Below are 19,251 nucleotides of genomic sequence, written 5' to 3' on the forward strand. Positions count from 1 at the left end.
ATTAATTGTTTTCTTTATTTAAACGATCGCGCTCGTCTGTTGTAATAGTACGTTGATTAGACTCTAAACGTGTATTTCCAAATTTATATCGAAACCCTAATTTAATATAACGATTGTCTTCGTCACGAATACTGTTGCTAAATTGATCTTGATATCTTGTACCAATTTCTGGGTCTTGCATATTAAACAAATCACTAAAAGATAATGATATTATACCCTTTTTTTTGAAAACGGTTTTAGATATAGCCAATTCTGAGAATAGACGGTTTTCTATAGTTTGAAAGCCTTGTAGGTTTTTACCAACCCAAATGAGCGTAAATGTTGCGTTGAGACTTTGGTCTTTTAGCATTGACCAATCATTTTGAAGAACAGAATAATTAGACCATTGGTCTTTTTTTACAAAACCATTACCAAAATTAGTTTCTTCTTCGATATTATAAAACGATGTTACCGCATATAATGACCACCGATCTGTGACATTAAAATAGGTTAGAAAGTCAAATCCAAATTCAACCGTTTTGTCAAAATTGACGCTAATGTATTCAATGATATTGGTGTCGTTATTTTGTCTTGGAATTTCAGAAATTGCGCCATCATAGTTCTTATAATAAGCTTCTATGCTAAATAAGCCATCAAGTAAAGAGGTTCCTATGACGGAATGGTCTGTAAATATTGGAACTAAATTTGGATTACCCGAAATCACATAGTTTTCATTTAAAAAAAAGCGAAACGGATTCAAATCTGCATAACCAGGACGCGCGATACTGCGTTTGTAATTAACGTATATATTGTATTTATCGTTAATGTTATATTGGAAACTCGCATTTGGAAACCATTCTAAATAATCCTGTGTATTGATTTGGGTTAAAGATGCCGATACACCTTCAATATCTGTTTGCTCGACTCTCAATCCTGCATTGATACTATATTTATCTTTATTTAAGGTGTAATTTGCATAGGCAGCTAAAATGCGTTCGTCATAATCAAAAGCATCAGAATTTAATGGGTCTATCGTTTCATCACCCGAAACAAGATTGACATCAAATTGTGTAATACCGCTTTCTGTTTTGATACTTGATGTTTTTATGCCAGCCTCAAACTCTGAGTGATCTGTTAATGGCAAAGCATAATCTAATTTTGCAGTAAATATTTTAGTTTCTTGATTGGCATTTGTATTAAAAGCAGAAGCGCTTTGAAACTCATTATTAATATCAAAAAAATTACTTAAGACACTTTGATTTCTTTCGTAATTATAGGTTGTGAAATGCGAGTTGAACGCTAAACTTCCTTTAGATAAATTGTGTGTAAAATTAAGATCAAACCCTAGATTATACTTGTTATCTCGTGATAAATTATCTGCTGTAAAGCGTGATATAAAATCTGAATTTTCGTCTGTAATAATAGTGTTATTGTTAATCTTATATTTAAAATAAGGAAGGTAGAGCGCATTTGAAGACACACTTAATGTATTACTGTCATCAATAAAATAATCAAAATTTGCGTTGAGATTATGAGTTTCAGACCACGTATTTCTATTGGTAAGTGAGCGCCAGCTTTGGTCAATGGTATTTGAATTGGTCAAATAATTTACGGTATCATCAGCATCCCTATTTATTTTATCTTTAGAATAGTTATAGTTTACATTAAAACTAATAGTCTCGTTTTTAAAAAAATTGCTCGTCCCAACATCATATCTCGGGAACACACCTTGCGTATAATTTGAATAGATGCTGCCTCTGTAACCAGCAATTAAATTTTTGCTCATTATGATGTTTAATACCACGCCACTTTCTGCATCATATTTTGCTGAAGGGTTTGTGATTACCTCAATAGACTTAATCGTATTTGCTGAAGAACCTTCTAATAATTGGTTTAGATCTTCCGAAGATAAATTTATTTTTCTATCGTTAATATAAACTGTTGGATTAGAATTTTTAACGGTTATCTCATCTCCCAAAACCAAAACACCAGGCGTACTTTTTAAAACCTGAAGCATATTGCCCTCTACCAAAGCAGTATTTTCTATGTTAAAAACTAACCGGTCTGCCTCTCTTGTCAAAATTGGTTTTTTTGCATTTATAGTCACTTCTCCCAAGCTTTCAACATCATCCTGTAACGTGATTATTTTTAAATCCAAACTTCCCGTGAGTACAATTTTTTGTTCGTAGGTTTTATAACCAATAAAGCTTATTTTAAGTATGTACGGGTTGGTTTCGAGATTATCAATAATAAAAAAACCTTTATCATCTGTTGATGTGCCTTTTAAAACCTCACTTTCATCTTCACTGTAAATAATGACGGTTGCAAACTCAATTATACTCTTATCAACATCCAATACCTTACCAGAAATAGAGAAGTCTTGACCATAAAGCGAAAACGAGCATAGCAGAAATAAAGAGAGAAAACGTAGGAGTCTCAAATTGTATTGGGTTTAATAGTGCAATATAACATCAATTTTTGAAATAGAATTACGGTTTTTACGTAGGGTTAAACCTTTTTGTAAACATTATTAATATTATATGCGCAATAATTCGATTATATTTGCAAATCATTTAGGAGACGAATTAGGCGTTTATGAAGAACATAAGAAATTTTTGCATTATTGCACATATTGATCACGGTAAAAGTACATTGGCAGATCGCTTATTGGATTTTACAGGTACTGTAACCGCTCGTGAAAAACAAGATCAACTATTGGATAGTATGGATTTGGAGCGCGAGCGTGGAATTACAATTAAATCACACGCAATTCAAATGGATTATACATTTGAAGGCGAAGATTACGTGCTCAATCTTATTGATACTCCTGGCCACGTTGATTTTTCTTATGAAGTGTCTCGATCTATTGCTGCCTGTGAAGGTGCCTTATTGATTGTTGATGCTGCACAAAGCATCCAAGCGCAAACTATTTCAAACTTATATCTGGCTCTAGAAAATGATTTGGAGATTATTCCCGTGCTTAATAAAGTGGATTTACCAAGTGCAAACCCTGAAGAAGTTACCGACGATATTGTTGAGCTTTTAGGTTGTGATCCAAGTGAAGTTATACACGCGAGCGGAAAAACTGGTTTTGGAATAGAAAATATATTAAAAGCAATTATTGAGCGCGTTCCCGCTCCTAAAGGAAGTGTGGATGCTCCATTACAAGCCTTAATTTTTGATTCGGTCTATAATACGTTTAGAGGTATTGAAACTTATTTTAGAGTGTTTAATGGCGAAATTAAAAAAGGTCAAAAAATCAAGTTTGTCGCCACAGATAAAGAATATTATGCCGATGAAGTTGGTACTTTAAAATTAACTCAAGTTGCCAAGAAAAGTGTAAAAGCTGGAGATGTAGGTTACTTAATTACAGGTATAAAAACTGCCAAAGAAGTAAAGGTAGGAGATACCATAACAGATTTTGCAAACCCAACAACTAATATTGTTGAAGGTTTTGAGGATGTAAAACCAATGGTTTTTGCTGGAATTTACCCTGTAGATACAGAGGATTACGAAGAACTTCGTAGCTCTATGGAAAAATTACAATTAAACGATGCCTCTTTGGTGTTTCAACCAGAAAGCTCTGCAGCTTTAGGATTTGGTTTTCGTTGCGGATTCTTGGGAATGCTCCATATGGAAATCATTCAAGAACGCCTAGAGCGCGAGTTTGATATGACAGTGATTACTACGGTTCCCAATGTGTCATATAATGCCTATACAAACAAAAATCCAGATGAAGCCTTTGTTGTAAATAATCCATCAGATTTACCAGAACCAACAACAATTAATCGCGTAGAGGAACCCTATATTAAGGCGACCATAATTACAAAAGCAGATTTTGTGGGCAATGTGATGTCTCTATGTATAGAGAAACGTGGTATGATTTTAAATCAAACGTATTTAACGCCAGAGCGTGTTGAGTTGACTTTTGAAATGCCTCTTGCAGAAATTGTTTTTGATTTTTATGATCGTCTTAAAACCGTTTCTAAAGGTTATGCCTCTTTTGATTATTCTCCTATAGGGATGAAGGTTTCAAAATTGGTACGTTTAGATATTTTATTAAACGCCCAAACAGTAGATGCACTTTCTGCTTTAATTCATGCAGATAATGCGCACAATATCGGTAAGAAAATGTGCGAAAAATTGAAAGAATTAATCCCGAGGCAACAATTTGATATCCCAATTCAAGCAGCTATTGGTGCAAAAATTATTTCAAGAGAAACCATTAAAGCGTTACGTAAAGATGTGACAGCAAAATGTTATGGTGGAGATATTTCCCGTAAGCGTAAATTATTAGAAAAGCAGAAAAAAGGTAAAAAGCGTATGCGCCAAGTTGGTAATGTAGAAATACCTCAACAAGCTTTTATGGCTGTATTGAAATTGAATGATTAGATTAACTATTGCCATCCAGGTCATCTCTCCTTACAAACAAAAACAACTTTTTGGATAGGATTTTTTTCTTCGGAAATTAATTCGCTAAGCGGTATAAAGCTATTTAAACAAAAGCGTAATTAGTCCTCCTGTTTGTTAAAATAAGATATAACGTGGTGACTTGTCAACCCGTGAAAAATGACGCTAAATAATATGGTATAAGCAATTATCCCATAGAGAACTTCATACTCTTTAAATGCGCCCTCTGCAATAGCATAGCTTAAATAGAATATTGACCCAATACCTCGAATCCCAAAAAATCCGACAGCAAATTTTTTCTTCATTTTAAAATTTGTAAAATACAAGGCAAGAAAACCAAAAAGTGGACGCCATAGCAAAACAAGAGATAAACTGAAAACAATCCCTTTCCAATCTGTAAAATTCAAGATACCTGCCATAATTGAACCTCCAAAGAATATCGTCCATAAAACCATGAGCAATCGTTCAATTTCCTCAACAAAATGAATGGTTGTACTATTTGGGTATTCTTCCGTAGTATTTCCTTTTCTATTGTGAAACTGGGCAAACAAGCCACATAAAAAGACTGCGATAAATCCATAACCATGAGCGAGTTCACAAATTCCGTAAGAAAACAATGTGAGCGCTACACCAGTAAAACCATTTAAAATATCCTTTTTGTGGGATTTCTTAAAATAATTGAGAGATAGGCTAAACAGATAACCTATAATTACACCTATTAAAATGCCAACAGCTATTTTATAGAAGAGATAATAAGAAAACCATTCCCAAAAATCTATCTGACCAAAAGAGGATGCTTGCGACCAAAGAATTGCCAAAAACACAAATGGAAAAGCCAAACCATCATTGATTCCAGCTTCCGCAGTAAGAGTAAAACGCAAACCGCCTTTCTCTCCCTTAATTTGGTTGTAATCCTTCAGTTGAAGTTCAGATGCCAAAACAGGATCTGTTGGCGCCAAAACAGCTGCCAATAGCAATGACAACGGTCCTGAAATATGTAAAACGTAAAAAGAAATAATAAATATAGCAGCCATAAACAAAGGCATAGTTACACCTATGAGCAAGAATGGTTTTTTCCAGTCTTTCCTGCTATATATAAAACCTATTTTGAGACCAGCAGTCATTAAACTGATTATGACAATAATCTCTGTAAAAATTTTGGTTTCTTTTGCAGGCCATATTGGATCTGGCCAAGGAAGCGGTGCATCAAAGAGAAATAATATTATACCTAAAATCAATAACGGGATGGTATAGCCAATCTTCACTTTTTTACTAGCGACAGGTAAATAGGCCATAATTAATAAGCACAATCCTATGCAAAATAAAATAACGAAGTAACTGTTCATTAGTTATTGATATTTGTTTGAAAACGAATGATCTTAAATAACAAGCGAAATCAATTTGTTGTAATTAAAATAATCATGCAGGCAACTAAATCATGCTTTGCAAAAGCCAAATTAACAAAGGCAATCTCAACTGAGCTATTATCTAAACATCTGTATTTTCGGCTTTTGGGAGTTGACCATCGTCATTAGTTGCAATAACAACATCTTCAAAATCTATAGGTTTACCCAAATAAGCAATTAAGGAGCCTGGCTCTATGTTGAATTCTGTCAAGGTATCCAGTAACTCTATATGTCCTTGGTCGTCTTTAATAAATAACGGGATAGCATCTTTATTATCACGAATCATTTGTAGGATCTTTTTAAATTTAGATTCACTATCTATTGCTATTTCCTGTATGGAAGGGTAATCTCGAGCTACTTCAGTAAATCGAATATAATCATGGGTATTGCTGAATACCTCTTCTGTTTTTAAGGTGTTTTTCTTTAGTAATTCTTCCGAAGTCATTAATCTAAATGTTCCATTCTCTCCAAACTGTTTCCCAAACCTAGACATTGCTTGCCTGTTAATTTCATCGTTACCGGTCATGGCTAACAAGTATCCCACATCATTCAATTCTATATTCTCGGTAAGGTCATCACTGTAAATATTAGCCACAATCGCATCAAGGCCTAGATCTAAAGCTTTCTCGATATTAGTTCTGTTACTATCTACTAAAACAACATGGCGATTATTTTTTTGCAAATAACTTGCAATGAGCCTAGAAACTCGAGATCCACCTACTATCATGACGCCTTCAGATTCTTTTAGGAATACACCTACCAATTTTGCTACAAGTCTCGCTGTAGTTGCATTTAGCAATACGGTTACAAGTACAACACTAAATACCAATGGCGTTATAAACTCTGCATCTTCAACACCCATTTCTACCAGTTTTGTCCCAAAAAGGGAAGCAATACCTGCAGCAACAATACCGCGTGGACCAACCCAGCTTATGAAGATTTTTTCATTTGTTTTTAAACTAGACCCTATTGTACTAAGAAATACACCAATTGGCCTTATCACAAAAATAATTAAGGCAAATAAAATGGCGGTTTTATAATTTGCGACCAATAATAAATCGTCTAAGCTAATATTGGCAGCTAATAAAATAAAGAGTATTGAAATTAAAAGAACACTTAGAGACTCTTTAAAATACAGTAGTTCTTTTAAGTTTGGTAAATCACTATTTCCCAAGTACATTCCCATAACAACAACAGCAAGAAGTCCAGATTCATGCGCAAATAAATCACTTAATACAAATATTAAGAGCACGAGCGATAATGATCCTACATTTAATAAATAGTGCGGAATAACTTTTCGTTTTACAGCTTGATACAATGCAAAACCTCCTGCAAGACCAAATGCAAATCCTATCACAGCGATTTTTCCAAATTCAAGTAGCGCATGTTTTGTATATCCACCACTAGCGCCATGTCCGGCTCCTTCTTCTAAAGCAACATTTTCTAGTCCAGTTGGACCATTAACAGTAATGAAACCAAAAACCAATACAGCAACGAGCGCTCCAATTGGATCAATAAGTATACCTTCCCATTTTAGTACCGCCGAAACATCTTTTTTAAGTGGTATGTTTCGTAAGATTGGTGTAATTACCGTAGGTCCTGTAACTATAATCAAGGCAGCGAACAGGAATGAAATTTCCCAGCTTAATCCAAAAATATAATAAGCTGAAACACCACAGCCAAAGAACGTGACAATCGATCCTAAACTAATAAGTTTACCTATCACTCCGCCTACCTTTTTTATTTCTCCCAATTTTAAGGTTAAGCCTCCTTCAAATAAAATAATCCCAATAGCGAGAGATACAAAGTAAAAAAGACTTTCTCCAGGAAAAAATCCCTTATCCTGATTCCAAATTGGTTGTATCCATTGTTTTCCATCTTCAGAAATTAAAGTAGAAATGGGACCTACAAAGAGCCCTATAAGTATGAGAGGTAAAATTGCTGGAATTTTAAATTTCCATGCAACCCATTGTGCCAGTATTCCCAATATAATTATTCCTGCTAATTCTAACATATATTTAATTTTGAAAAAGATAAAGATAATAGAAACTATTATAAAGACTAAAAAAAACTAACTTACGGTCAAAATTGATTTTTATAGCTTTTAACAGATAAGTTTTATCAAACCATAGGTAATTGTGTTGCGTTTTCTCCAAACCTAAAATCAAAAAAGACTTTCGTCGAAGAAATCAAAGAACAAAATGTTTATGTGAGCATTGATGTTGATAAATCGCTTCCTAAATCTGCCAATATCAAAAAACATATAAAACAAGTGAAATCTATAATTGCAGAAATTCCCTTAATCTTTTTTTGATGGTTTTTTGATTTTTTCTTCGGAACTATAATACACTCTCTTTAGGCTCTTTTTTAAAAGCGTAAATCTATAAATACCTATAAAGAAGAAAATCCCACTAAAAATCAATGATAAAAAAGCCAGATACTTAAAGTTTGAAAACTCTTTAAGCTGAAAAAAAGCAATGCCCGCCAATAAAAGATAAAGCGAAGACCTTATATATGATAATAATGTTCTCTCATTTGCCAAACGTGTTCTCTCAATGGCCAGATAATCCCTTAATATGACCTGCTCATCTGGCTGGAAATCTCTTCCAAACCGCAGCAATTTCATTTTTTTAATTTTAGGCGTACTTTTCATTATTATCAGTTTTCACTTATAAAAATAGAATAAATCCATCAATGACATCCAAAAAATGTTAAAAATCCCTCAATAATTATAGGTAAACTCAAGTAATGTTTATTGCTTTTAGTAATTTGCATGTCAATTATTTTCTTAGATGCAATTATACCCTATAAACGCTGGTAATTTTAAATTGGATGGTGGTGCTATGTTTGGCGTCGTTCCAAAATCTTTGTGGACACGCACTAACCCTGCAGATGCCTATAATATGATTGATATTGCTGCACGCTGTTTACTCATCCAAGATGGTGAAAAGCTTATTTTAATTGATACAGGAATGGGAAACAAGCAAAGTGATAAGTTTTTTGGGTACTATCATCTTTGGGGAAATGATACCATTGACAACTCATTAAAAGTTCACGGTTTTCATCGTGATGACATTACAGATGTGTTCATGACCCATCTCCATTTTGACCATTGTGGTGGAAGCGTACAATGGAACAAAGACAAAACAGGTTACGAAACCGCTTTTAAAAATGCTCATTTTTGGAGTAATCAAAATCACTGGGAATGGGCAACCAAACCAAATAATAGAGAAAAAGCATCATTTTTAAAAGAGAATATCTTGCCAATGCAAGAGAGTGGTCAGTTAAAATTTACCAACCTTCCGCAGAAAGATATTTTAAAAGATTCTCAATTGGGATTTGACATCTTTTTTGCCAATGGCCATACCGATAAGCAAATGATCCCAATGATCAACTACAAAGGTAAAACAATATGTTTCATGGCAGATTTATTACCAACCGTTGGTCATTTACCATTACCATTTGTGATGGGTTATGACACAAGACCTTTATTGACTCTGGATGAAAAAGAGCGATTTTTAAATATGGCAGCAGACAACGATTACTATCTGTTTTTAGAACATGATGCTCACAATGAAATTATAACCGTAAAACATACCGAAAAAGGTGTGCGACTAAAAGAAACATTTACAACAAAAGATATTTTTAACTAAAAAGATTATGAAGTACATTTTTAAACCATTTTTATACACATTATTCTTATCAACCCTATTATTTGGTTGTGGATCAACAACAGGTGTGCTGTCTACACCAATTGAGAATATTGATACATCTCCAATTAAAGAGGCGCCACTTACTGAGACTCAAAAGAACATGTGGTCTCATTTAGATTTAGCAAAAGACACTATTCCCGGTATGAGTGTTAATAAGGCTTATGATGAAATCGTAAAAAACAAAAAAGGAAAGACAGTAATCGTTGCTGTAATTGATAGTGGTACAGATATCGACCACGAGGATTTAGATGGTGTGATCTGGACCAACAGTGATGAAATCCCAAATAACGGAAAAGACGACGATAATAACGGTTATGTTGATGATATCCACGGTTGGAACTTCGTTGGAGACGGTTACGACGAGCAACTAGAGTACGTTAGACTCCTTGTTTCTGGTGATACAAGTAATCCAAGATACGCAGAGGCTGAAGCACTATACAATAGTGAATACCAAAAATATACAGGCTACAAAACACAGTATGAGCAAATCCTTCAACAAATCAATACTGCAGATGAGATTTTAACCGCTCATTTTGGTAAATCAGATTATACAAAAAGTGAGGTTCTTGCCATAAAAAGTGAGGATGAGAAATTAGCCCAAGCAGTGCAAGTAGCTCAATTTGTGTATGGCAATGATCTAGAGTCCATGTCAAAAGCGAAAAAAGAATTAAAAGATGGATTGGATAGTATTACAGAACGTCTCAATGTGAACCTAAATAAAGACTTGAAAGGTCGTACTACGGGAGATGATCCAAATGATTTAAACGATTCTCCAGGTTACGGTAACAATAATCCAAGACCTTCAAAATTAACCGAGAGTCACGGGACGCACGTTTCTGGAATTATCGCTGCAGAACGTAACAATAACAAAGGCATGAACGGTGTTGCCAACAATGTTCAAATTATGGCAATTCGCTCAACTCCAAATGGTGATGAGTACGATAAAGACGTTGCATTGGCAATTCGTTATGCTGCTGATAATGGCGCAAAAGTAATTAACGCAAGTTTTGGTAAATCCTTCTCACCACATAGTGAGTGGGTAAGAGATGCATTAAAATATGCTGCGGAAAAAGATGTGCTTTTTGTACATGCTGCAGGAAATGACAGTGAAGATATCGACGTTAAACCAAACTTCCCAAATGATGCAGTTGGCACGGGACCAGAAGTTTCAGACAATGTGATTACCGTTGGTGCACTAACCGAGAGCTATGGCTCAAATATGGTGTCTTCTTTTTCTAACTTCGGAAAAGTAAATGTTGACGTTTTTGCTCCAGGTAGTGACATCTATTCTACCATGCCAAATAACACTTACGAGCTCAATAGTGGTACCTCAATGGCAGCACCAAATGTTGCAGGAGTTGCAGCGCTCATTCGTTCGCAATACCCTAGTTTGACTGCTTCACAGGTTAAGAAAATTATAATGGATTCTGGTTTGCCTATCAAAGCTAAAGTTACCGTTGGTGCAGATAAACAAGCAAAATCACTTACCGAGATTTCAAAATCTGGAAGAATAGTGAACGCATACAACGCCTTAATTATGGCATCCCAAATGGCAAAATAATTCCGAAGAACAGATATTTATGAAACTTAGATTAAGTATAATAGTAGTGTTGTGTATCACATTTTTTTCTTCGGAAATAAATGCACAAGACGCTAAAATAGAATATAAAACAGACCATTATTGGCAACAACAAGCTGATTATACCATGGAGATTGATATGGACGTCAAGACCTATCAATTTACGGGGAAACAAAATATTGAATACACCAATAACTCTCCCGATGACCTAAATCGTGTGTATTATCATTTGTATTTTAATGCCTTTCAGCCCAATAGTGAAATGGATGCACGTTTACAAAGTATCCAAGATCCAGATGGTAGAATGACCAATAATCTGGGCACTAAAGAAAAGCCTATTTACGAAAGTCGTATCTCAAAATTAAAAGATGACGAGATCGGTTTTATCAAAGTAAAATCTCTAAAACTTGAGGGTAAAACTTTAAATTATGAGATTGAAGGTACTGTGATGATTGTTGATTTGGATTCACCAATTGAAGCTGGCGACACCGTTGAGTTTGATATGGAGTTTACTGGCCAAGTGCCAGTACAAATTCGTCGTTCTGGACGTAACAATGCGGAAGGTGTTGCACTTTCTATGACACAATGGTACCCAAAATTAGCAGAGTATGATGACGAAGGTTGGCACGCAGATCCTTACATAGCACGCGAGTTTTACGGTGTTTGGGGAAATTTTGATGTAAAAATCACTATTGACAAAGATTATATTCTTGGAGGTACCGGTAATTTGCAAAATGCAGATGAAATTGGTTACGGTTACATTTCCGAAGACAAAGTAAAACGTAATAAAGGTAAAACCAATACTTGGCATTTTGTGGCGCCAAACGTGCACGATTTTACCTGGGCTGCAGATAAAGATTATATTCATGACACGATGCAAGTTCCAAAAGGACCGATGCTTCACTTCTTGTATAAAAAAGATTTACCTAAAGAGAATTTAGAAAACTGGAAAAAAATGCAACCTAAAACTGTGGAGTTGATGCAGTATTTTAGTGAGCACATTGGTAAATATCCTTATGACCAATACTCTGTGATTCAAGGTGGTGATGGCGGAATGGAATATGCAATGTCAACACTCATAACAGGGAAACGTAGTTATGGGAGTTTGGTTGGAGTGACTGCTCACGAAATGGCACATACTTGGTTCCAATTTTTATTGGCAACCAATGAAGCTAAGCACGAGTGGATGGACGAAGGCTTTACAAGTTATATTTCTGATTTGGCAATGAATGAGATCATGGATAATAAAAAAGATAACCCATTAAGCGGTTCTTATCGTGGGTATTCTTATTTGGCAAATTCTGGTGTTGAGCAACCGTTGACCACGCATGCAGATCGCTATAATATTAATCAGGCGTACGGGATTTCTGCATATAGCAAAGGTTCTGTTTTCATCTCTCAATTAGGTTATATTATTGGTGAGGATAATTTGAAAAAAACAATAAAAAAATATTTTGAAGAATGGTCATTTAAACATCCTAAACCAATGGATTTTGTGAGAACTGCAGAGCGTATTTCTGGTATGGAACTGGATTGGTACTTGATGGATTTTGGACAAACCACAAATACTATTGATTATGCTGTAAAATCTGTTGAGGGTAATACCATAACTTTAAAGCGTTTAGGTGCAATGCCTATGCCAATAGATTTAACTGTGACTTATACAGATGGTTCTACCGAAGATTTTTATATTCCATTACGTATGATGCGCGGTGCAAAGGCAACTTCAGCGACTGTAAAAGATGATTGGGCTTGGGCATATCCAACCTATAGTCTAGAAACGTCTAAAGCTGTACAATCTGTTCAGATTGATCCAACAGGAATGATGGCAGATGTGAAGCAGGATGATAATATGTATCCTAAAATGGCAAACTAATATCATATCACGTTAAATAAAAAAAGCTACAGTTTAAAACCTGTAGCTTTTTTTATTTAAGGACATCTTCAAAGATCATAATTGAGTTTTCGAAACGCCAATTATAACTTATAAAACCTCACAAATGTTTGATTTTTCACTAATTTAAGTATCTTAGCGAGTAAATAAATAACATTGCTTTTTACTAAAAAAGTTTGTTATTATCTTTTAATATTATGGAATCAATTGACGAGAAAATCACCGCCATTATTAACCATTTTAATCTTAATAATTATGCGTTTTCAAAACGAATAGGTGTTACGGGAACTACCATAGACAGTATCGTTAACGGAAGACCACAGCAAGATGGTTCTCGCAAAAAAACAAAACCTGGCTACGATGTGCTTTCTGCGATTATAAATGAATTTGAGATTAACCCTGATTATCTCTTCGGAAAAAGTCCTGCAATGCTAAAAAGCGATACCTCATCAATTCAAACATATTCTGGAATGCCCAAGGTGATTTCCACAACATCAGAAGGTGAAGAAAATGTGGTTTACGTACCCGCAAAAGCAAGAGCTGGATATTTAAATGGTTATGGTGATGCAGAGTTTATTGAAACCCTACCTGCATTTCATATGCCTCAATTAACCAATGGCACTTTTAGATGTTTTGAAGTACAAGGCAACTCTATGGTGCGTACATTTTTTGATGGTGATATGGTTTTTGGTCGTTATGTAGAAGATTTTAAGGATATTAAAAATGGTCGCGTTTATATCATCATTAGTAAGAATGATGGTGTCGTTTTAAAACGAGTCATTAACCGTATTGAAGAGCAAGGCAAGCTCATCTTAAAGAGCGATAATAAAGACGGAAACTATCCAACCTTTACCATAAACGCAGAAGATATTATGGAAATCTGGTACGTTAAGATGTTCGCCTCTAAACAAATGCCAGAACCTGACGATGTTTACGATAGGCTTCACGAGCTAGAAAGTCAAATTGTTAATCTTAAGCAATTTGTATCCAAAAACTCTAATAATTAGATGTCGTTTTCTTACTCCAAAAAAGAAAAACTCAAAAGCCAGAAGTTGATAGAACAGCTGTTTTCCGAAGGGAAATCGGTTAGTGCCTATCCATTACGCATGGTATATTTAGAATCTAATTTTGAGGATGGTACACAATTTAAAACGGGCGTTTCTGTAAGTAAGCGTAATTTCAAAAAAGCTGTTGATAGAAATCGTATCAAACGCTTATTAAGAGAAGCTTATCGTCTAAATAAAGCTGAGTATTTTAACAACATTTCGCCTTGTTATGCGTTAATGATTTTGTACATTGGTAAAGATGGAACGGATTTTGCTTCCGTAGAAAAAAAAATGAAACAACTGTTAGAGGCATTTTCCAAAAAAGTGTCTGCTATATAAACGATATTTTCAAATGAAAAGATTACTACAAAAACGTGTTTTAATTCCGGTTTTCGCATTGACCATTTTTATTAGCGGATCTGCTTTTAAAAGCGATTTTTTTGAAATTGCTAAACAAATAGAGATTTTCACAACGCTTTTTAAAGAACTCAACATGAATTATGTTGATGAGACCAATCCTGGAGATTTGATGGATACTGCAATAAAAAGTATGTTAGAGGATCTTGACCCTTACACAAATTATTATAATGAACAGGATGTAGAATCTGCAAGAATCAATAATGCTGGAGATTATACTGGTATTGGTGCTAATGTCTTGACTCTTAAAGATCGTTTGGTCATTATAGAGCCATACAAAGATTATGCTGCAGATAAAGCGGGATTAAAAGCTGGTGACGAGATTATAAAAGTAGATAACGTAACAGTTGCAGATTTTAAGGATGATGCAGGAAATCTACTTCAAGGTGGTGCAGGAACCAGTGTTGAGGTCACGTATGTTAGACAGGGAAAAACGCAAAATGCAACGATACAACGTGAAGCAGTAGATATTCACGCAGTACCACACTACTCGATGATTAATGAAAACATTGGATATATTGTTCTTCGGAAATTTAACGAGAAAACATCATCAGAAACCATAACAGCGCTTCGTGATCTTAAAAACCAAGGAGCAAAAAAACTGATTCTCGATCTACGTGGAAATCCTGGCGGATTGTTAAGAGAAGCGGTAAATGTGACCAATATTTTTGTGCCAAAAAATCAATTGGTCGTTACAACAAAATCTAAAGTAGAAAAATACAATAAAACCTATTACACCTCTAAAGAACCGATTGATACCGAAATTCCTTTAGTTGTATTAATTGATGGATCAAGTGCATCTGCCAGTGAGATTGTATCTGGTGCATTGCAGGATTTGGATAGAGCAGTGGTTATTGGGGCTCGTAGTTTTGGAAAAGGTCTCGTACAGCGTCCAAAAAAATTAACCTACGGTACCCAAATGAAAATTACTATTTCTAGATACTACACCCCTTCTGGTCGTTGTATACAAGCGCTTGATTACTGGAATCGTGATGAAAACGGAAAAGCAACCCGTACCAAACAAGAAAATTACAATGCCTTTAAAACAAAAAAAGGAAGAACCGTTTATGATGGTGGAGGTGTACAACCAGACCTAGAATTAGATGCAACTGTGTTAAGCCCAATAACCAAAGCAATTTTAGAGGATAACCTAATTTTTAAATATGCTACGGAATATTACTATAACCATCCTGCTCCAGATGATATTATGAAATTTGAGCTTAGAGATGCAGAATTTAACAGCTTTAAGAATTTCTTAAAGGCAAATAATTTTAGCTTCGAAACCAAAACCGAAAAAGCATTTGCAAATGCACTTATCGTTGCTAAAGAAGAAGAATTAAATACTGAAATTAATGATGATTATTCTAACCTGATTTCGTCACTAAATACTTATAAAAGCAAAGCTATAGATGATAACAAAACGCAATTACTATCTTTACTATCTGATGAAATTGTAAAACGCTATTTCTATAGAGAAGGTCTTTATAAATATTACGTAGCAAACAATTTCGAAATTCAGAAAGGAGTAGAAATACTTACAAATCCATCTAATTATTTAGGATATTTAGATTGATATTGATATTAAATTTGACGAAAACATCAAAAAAATCTATATTTAATTTTTTGTTGTCAACACCTAATATGAAAAATCTACTACTAATAACACTACTATTCACCCAACTTTTGATTGCTCAAAAGGAGATGACTCATGAAGTCTATTTTGAGACCGATAAATTTGAAGTACCTCCTACAGAGCATAATAGGTTGTTGATTTTTCTTTCTGAGATTGAAGGTATGGACATTGCAAAAATATCTATTTACGGTTTTACTGATGACCGTGGGAGTGATACTTATAACTTAAATCTATCTCAGGAAAGAGCTAATTCTATAAAAACTATTTTTTCTAATAACGAGTTTGACGAGTCCGTTATTACAAATGTAGACGGGAAAGGTAAAATCTTACTAAAATTGATAAAAGAAGATGACGTAAGCAAAATAAGAGGATTAAACCGAAAAGTCGAAATTATAGTATCTTCTGTTTTTCCACCAAAACCAAAGGATACTCCAGAAGTTGCGGAAGCAAAACAGCGAGAAGCCAAAGAAATTCTAAAAGGAGAACTCAAAGCAGGTGATAAATTTGAACTTAATAATATTTTGTTCAAAACAGGTTACAGCAAACTATTACCAGAATCTAAAGCAACGCTTAAAGAAATTGCAGATATACTTGTAGAGCGTAAAGATCTATATTTCACAATACAAGGTCATGTTTGCTGTACACAAAATAGTAGAGATGCTATTGATCGTCAAACTAAAAAACGTAATCTTTCTGTTGCCAGGGCAAAATTTATATACGATTATTTAGCTAAAAAAGGTGTTAATAAAAGGCGGATGAAATATGTTGGTATGCGTAGAAAATTTCCGTTAGGTGGCGAACCAAAATTGGATCGTCGTGTGGAAATTTTAATCACTTACGTGGGTGAAACTACAATTAGAGATAACAATTAATCTCTAACCATCCCAATGTGTGGGATACCATCTTCAAGGTACTCCTCTCCTACTTCAAAAAATTCTAGATTATTATAAAACCGTTTTAAATACGTTTGTGCAGAAATTTTGATGACTGTTACATTATAATTGGTTTTTATAGCTTCTACGGAAGCTTTCATAATATCATAACCATATTTGTGTTTACGTTCTTTTTGGCTCACCACTACTCTACCAATACTCGCATATTCAAAATAATCACCAGGTTTAAAAATTCTTGTATAAGCAACTACATTTTCATTTTTAAAACCGATAACGTGCAATGCTTTTTGATCTTTGCCATCAATATCTTGATAAACACAATCTTGTTCAACAACAAAGACTTCACTTCTTAATTGAAGAAGATCATAGAGTTCCTTAGTATTTAACTCATCAAATGTTTTTACTTCTATCGTCATTATTAGTTTTAATAGTGTTGTAAAAGTAAAAAAATTAAATATCTAAAATTATGTAAAAAACGTCTTTATTGATTACGCTTGCATACCACCATCAACTACAAATACGCTACCATGACAATAACTGGCATCATCACTAAATAGAAAGCAGGCCATTTGAGTTATATCTTCCGGTTTTGCATATCTGCCTAACGGAATTTGTTTTTCAAAGTTTTCTTTAACATCATCACCGTGACCAGGATTAAGACCGTCTTCTAATGAGCGCATCATACGATTATCTACAACACCAGGATTAATAGTATTTACTCTAACCTTACGCTTACCTAATTCTAATGCTGCAGTTCTCATAATCCCTATGGTGGCATGCTTACTGGTTATATATCCAATCATTCCCGCAGTACCCTGTAATCCTGCTACCGAAGAACTAATTACAATACTACCGCCATCTTCAATTTTTGGAATAACATATTTCATACCAAGATAAACGCCTTTAACATTTACCGCGATTACTTTATCAAACTCCTCTTCTGGATATTCCTGGATTGGCTTAACAACTCCTTCTATACCAGCATTATTGAAAAATATGTCAATTTTTTTATAGCGTTCTATGCAAGTTTCTACATACTGTTCTACATCTTTACTTTTTGTAACATCTGCAACAGCATACGACATTTCTAAATCATTACTTTTTGCTGTCTCTACTTTTTCTTTTAGAGCATCCTCATCTATATCTACCAAAAGAATTTTTGCACCTTCTTTTGCCAACTGCTTAGCTGTATTAAAACCAATACTCCCTGAACCACCTGTAATAATGGCAACTTTATTTTTGAATCTTTCCATTTTAAAATTTTTTAGTCAATATAACTTAATACACAAGTCAGTATTGACGCAAAAAATCAAAATTTTAATAAAAATAGATTTCTAATTAAGGATTACAGTAATTGTATTTAGTCTTGAACAATGACATCCTTAACATCGCATTTACCAAATTCTGGTTGGATGTTCACGTGATTTATTCCGAAGTTATGAAACACCAGTTCTTCTATTTCATGTAGAATAACATCAAATTGTGATAAGTTAATATCCACTTCAAAATCTATATGCGCCTCAAAATGAATTTCTTCTTCATTTAATTGCCAAATATGTACGTGATGCACATTTTTTATGGCTTCTATTTGCTGGATCTCCATAACGATATCCTTAATTGGAATTTCATCTGGCGTAAATAACATCAATACCTTAAATGAATTTTTCAATAAATCGTAACCCATAAAAATAAGATATAGAGCAATCGCTAATGTAAGAGCACTATCTACCCAAAATAATTGATAATATTTCATCACTAAACCTCCTATCAAGACTGCTACACTAGCCATCATATCTGTTAATAAATGCAGATATGCGCTTTTCATGTTCATGTTGGACTTACTGTCTTTTTTGAGTAATAGCACACTAAAACCATTACCTAAAATAGCTATGAACGATAGCCAAATCACAAGGTCAGATTCAATTTCTTGAGGATTCTGAAAACGCTCTACCGCTTCTACAATCAATAAAATGGCAACAATAATAAGCGTAGCTGCATTAATAAATGCAGCTAAAATTTCTGCACGTTTATAGCCAAATGTTTTTTTAAGAGAAGCCTCTTGTTTAGAAAGTCTATTTGCAATATAACTTACAATAAGTGATATCACATCACTAAAATTATGGAGTGCATCACTTAACAGAGATAAACTGCCAGAAAGTAATCCGCCAATAACTTGAGCTACTGTGATTACAATGTTTAAAAGAATAGAGATGATAAGATTTCTACCTCTTAGATCGCCATGAGAATGCGAATGGCTATGCGAATGTGAATGACCCATTAA

General features: G+C 34.2%; 15 protein-coding genes. 8 read left to right on the top strand and 7 right to left on the bottom strand.

The features are described from left to right. Position 1: 1 nt before the first annotated feature. Complete coding sequence (locus tag GQ40_RS12945; protein ID WP_047549137.1) at positions 2 to 2,419, bottom strand: TonB-dependent receptor domain-containing protein; 2,418 nt, start codon at positions 2,417 to 2,419, stop codon at positions 2 to 4. A gap of 155 nt (positions 2,420 to 2,574) precedes the next feature. On the opposite strand from GQ40_RS12945, the gene lepA reads away from it, so the two are divergent. Then, the gene (lepA, locus tag GQ40_RS12950; protein WP_047549140.1) at positions 2,575 to 4,371 is read left to right on the top strand and encodes a translation elongation factor 4; all 1,797 of its coding nucleotides are present in this window, start codon (positions 2,575 to 2,577) and stop codon (positions 4,369 to 4,371) included. A 119-nt stretch (positions 4,372 to 4,490) separates the two neighbouring features. On the opposite strand, the gene GQ40_RS12955 is transcribed toward lepA, so the two are convergent. From GQ40_RS12955 to GQ40_RS12965, 3 genes are all read right to left on the bottom strand, one after another. Then, entirely contained in the window at positions 4,491 to 5,684 is a 1,194-nt protein-coding gene (locus tag GQ40_RS12955) for a cation:proton antiporter (protein ID WP_052184257.1), read from the bottom strand. Between the two features lie 193 nt (positions 5,685 to 5,877). Continuing rightward, on the bottom strand, positions 5,878 to 7,809 hold the full coding sequence (locus GQ40_RS12960; RefSeq protein WP_047549151.1) for a cation:proton antiporter: 1,932 nt from the start codon (positions 7,807 to 7,809) through the stop codon (positions 5,878 to 5,880). A gap of 285 nt (positions 7,810 to 8,094) precedes the next feature. Further along, positions 8,095 to 8,448 carry a DUF202 domain-containing protein gene (locus GQ40_RS12965; protein ID WP_231565576.1) on the bottom strand — a complete coding sequence of 118 codons (354 nt, stop codon included), beginning with the start codon at positions 8,446 to 8,448 and terminating at the stop codon, positions 8,095 to 8,097. Positions 8,449 to 8,587: 139 nt separating this feature from the next. Here GQ40_RS12965 and GQ40_RS12970 point away from each other — a divergent pair, with 139 nt between their 5' ends. The 7 genes from GQ40_RS12970 to GQ40_RS13000 all read left to right on the top strand — a co-directional run bounded on the left by GQ40_RS12970 (position 8,588) and on the right by GQ40_RS13000 (position 16,949). Continuing rightward, the gene (locus GQ40_RS12970; protein ID WP_047549153.1) at positions 8,588 to 9,448 is read left to right on the top strand and encodes an MBL fold metallo-hydrolase; all 861 of its coding nucleotides are present in this window, start codon (positions 8,588 to 8,590) and stop codon (positions 9,446 to 9,448) included. 7 nt (positions 9,449 to 9,455) lie between these two features. After that, positions 9,456 to 11,069: a S8 family peptidase gene (locus GQ40_RS12975; protein WP_047549156.1), complete on the top strand. Its 1,614-nt coding sequence runs from the start codon at positions 9,456 to 9,458 to the stop codon at positions 11,067 to 11,069. A gap of 19 nt (positions 11,070 to 11,088) precedes the next feature. Continuing rightward, the gene (locus GQ40_RS12980; RefSeq protein ID WP_047549158.1) at positions 11,089 to 12,963 is read left to right on the top strand and encodes a M1 family metallopeptidase; all 1,875 of its coding nucleotides are present in this window, start codon (positions 11,089 to 11,091) and stop codon (positions 12,961 to 12,963) included. A 215-nt stretch (positions 12,964 to 13,178) separates the two neighbouring features. Then, complete coding sequence (locus tag GQ40_RS12985; RefSeq protein WP_047549162.1) at positions 13,179 to 13,988, top strand: S24 family peptidase; 810 nt, start codon at positions 13,179 to 13,181, stop codon at positions 13,986 to 13,988. Continuing rightward, positions 13,989 to 14,366, top strand: coding sequence for a ribonuclease P protein component (gene rnpA, locus GQ40_RS12990; protein ID WP_047549166.1), 378 nt, complete (start codon positions 13,989 to 13,991; stop codon positions 14,364 to 14,366). Between the two features lie 13 nt (positions 14,367 to 14,379). Then, complete coding sequence (locus GQ40_RS12995) at positions 14,380 to 16,017, top strand: S41 family peptidase (protein WP_047549169.1); 1,638 nt, start codon at positions 14,380 to 14,382, stop codon at positions 16,015 to 16,017. 68 nt (positions 16,018 to 16,085) lie between these two features. Continuing rightward, positions 16,086 to 16,949, top strand: a complete 864-nt coding sequence (locus tag GQ40_RS13000; protein WP_047549172.1) for an OmpA family protein — start codon at positions 16,086 to 16,088, stop codon at positions 16,947 to 16,949. Here the strand turns inward: GQ40_RS13000 and GQ40_RS13005 are convergent. The 3 genes from GQ40_RS13005 to GQ40_RS13015 all read right to left on the bottom strand — a co-directional run bounded on the left by GQ40_RS13005 (position 16,946) and on the right by GQ40_RS13015 (position 19,248). Continuing rightward, complete coding sequence (locus tag GQ40_RS13005; protein ID WP_047549175.1) at positions 16,946 to 17,386, bottom strand: GNAT family N-acetyltransferase; 441 nt, start codon at positions 17,384 to 17,386, stop codon at positions 16,946 to 16,948. The genes GQ40_RS13000 and GQ40_RS13005 overlap by 4 nt on opposite strands. Positions 17,387 to 17,458: 72 nt before the next feature. Then, complete coding sequence (locus tag GQ40_RS13010; RefSeq protein WP_047549178.1) at positions 17,459 to 18,223, bottom strand: SDR family NAD(P)-dependent oxidoreductase; 765 nt, start codon at positions 18,221 to 18,223, stop codon at positions 17,459 to 17,461. Between the two features lie 107 nt (positions 18,224 to 18,330). After that, positions 18,331 to 19,248, bottom strand: a complete 918-nt coding sequence (locus GQ40_RS13015; protein ID WP_047549181.1) for a cation diffusion facilitator family transporter — start codon at positions 19,246 to 19,248, stop codon at positions 18,331 to 18,333. Positions 19,249 to 19,251 lie beyond the last annotated feature (3 nt).

This window comes from Psychroserpens sp. Hel_I_66, assembly GCF_000799465.1.
Lineage (GTDB): Bacteria > Bacteroidota > Bacteroidia > Flavobacteriales > Flavobacteriaceae > Psychroserpens.

Excerpts from the sequence above, each read along its gene's own strand:
- rnpA (WP_047549166.1), top strand. The coding sequence starts at position 13,989 with ATGTCGTTTTCTTACTCCAAAAAAGAAAAACTCAAAAGCCAGAAGTTG.
- GQ40_RS13000 (WP_047549172.1), top strand. The coding sequence starts at position 16,086 with ATGAAAAATCTACTACTAATAACACTACTATTCACCCAACTTTTGATT.
- GQ40_RS12960 (WP_047549151.1), bottom strand. The coding sequence starts at position 7,809 with ATGTTAGAATTAGCAGGAATAATTATATTGGGAATACTGGCACAATGG.
- GQ40_RS12970 (WP_047549153.1), top strand. The coding sequence starts at position 8,588 with ATGCAATTATACCCTATAAACGCTGGTAATTTTAAATTGGATGGTGGT.
- GQ40_RS12985 (WP_047549162.1), top strand. The coding sequence starts at position 13,179 with ATGGAATCAATTGACGAGAAAATCACCGCCATTATTAACCATTTTAAT.
- GQ40_RS13015 (WP_047549181.1), bottom strand. The coding sequence starts at position 19,248 with ATGGGTCATTCACATTCGCATAGCCATTCGCATTCTCATGGCGATCTA.
- GQ40_RS13010 (WP_047549178.1), bottom strand. The coding sequence starts at position 18,223 with ATGGAAAGATTCAAAAATAAAGTTGCCATTATTACAGGTGGTTCAGGG.
- GQ40_RS13005 (WP_047549175.1), bottom strand. The coding sequence starts at position 17,386 with ATGACGATAGAAGTAAAAACATTTGATGAGTTAAATACTAAGGAACTC.
- lepA (WP_047549140.1), top strand. The coding sequence starts at position 2,575 with ATGAAGAACATAAGAAATTTTTGCATTATTGCACATATTGATCACGGT.
- GQ40_RS12995 (WP_047549169.1), top strand. The coding sequence starts at position 14,380 with ATGAAAAGATTACTACAAAAACGTGTTTTAATTCCGGTTTTCGCATTG.
- GQ40_RS12955 (WP_052184257.1), bottom strand. The coding sequence starts at position 5,684 with ATGGCCTATTTACCTGTCGCTAGTAAAAAAGTGAAGATTGGCTATACC.
- GQ40_RS12965 (WP_231565576.1), bottom strand. The coding sequence starts at position 8,448 with ATGAAAAGTACGCCTAAAATTAAAAAAATGAAATTGCTGCGGTTTGGA.
- GQ40_RS12980 (WP_047549158.1), top strand. The coding sequence starts at position 11,089 with ATGAAACTTAGATTAAGTATAATAGTAGTGTTGTGTATCACATTTTTT.
- GQ40_RS12975 (WP_047549156.1), top strand. The coding sequence starts at position 9,456 with ATGAAGTACATTTTTAAACCATTTTTATACACATTATTCTTATCAACC.